This is a genomic window from Gilliamella sp. Gris1-4 (assembly GCF_001690335.1).
Classification (GTDB): domain Bacteria; phylum Pseudomonadota; class Gammaproteobacteria; order Enterobacterales; family Orbaceae; genus Gilliamella; species Gilliamella apicola_P.
On record NZ_LZHA01000089.1, the window covers coordinates 1 to 652 of the forward strand.

The 652-nt window shown below is 44.6% G+C and carries 2 protein-coding genes; one reads left to right on the plus strand and one right to left on the minus strand.

Annotation, left to right across the window (positions count from 1 at the left end):
• A partial coding sequence (locus A9G31_RS12045; RefSeq protein ID WP_218056463.1) for a hypothetical protein occupies nt 1–306 on the minus strand: 306 nt, incomplete at its 3' end.
• A gap of 25 nt (nt 307–331) precedes the next feature.
• On the opposite strand from A9G31_RS12045, the gene A9G31_RS12050 reads away from it, so the two are divergent.
• Nucleotides 332–517, plus strand: coding sequence for a hypothetical protein (locus A9G31_RS12050; protein ID WP_218056464.1), 186 nt, complete (start codon nt 332–334; stop codon nt 515–517).
• Nucleotides 518–652: the final 135 nt, after the last annotated feature.

Genomic DNA, 652 nt, shown 5'->3' on the forward strand with positions numbered 1-652 from the left:
ACTAATAGATGTTGTACCCGACGGCAATACCGTATGAATATCATTAAATGTATAATTTCCACTTGGTAACATTATCGGATTTGTAACACTTGATGTGTTTGTTGACTGAGTGATACGTCTTCCATCTGGCAACTCGATTGCCAAAAATGTGTCTGTATCGGTTGCCTTGGTTCGACCACCGTCAAATGTTAAATACGGCGCACTTCCGTGAATAGTATTGGCTGTATTTACCGTTAACGCCTCTGTATCCTGCGTATATGACAATAACAACAACGGCGTAAAGAACAATGCCGATTTTGATAACAATGAAGGCCTAAACAATAACCGTAGCTTGAATAGTAATGCCGGTTTGGATAACAATGGCGGTTTTAATAACCACTTGGATATCGACGATAATTTTGCCGAAGATTTTGCCGATGACGGCGTCGATTCCGCTACGCGAAATGACTTCGATGATGAAAATAACTGTGGCGCCCTACTTTGGCTACCGTGCGAATCAATAAGATTTAGGGCATAGGTTTGGCAGGCCAGATGCCAGATGCCAGATGCCAGATGCCAGATGCCAGATGCCAGATGCCAGATGCCAGATGCCAGATGCCAGATGCCAGATGCCAGATGCCAGATGCCAGATGCCAGATGCCAGATGCCAGAT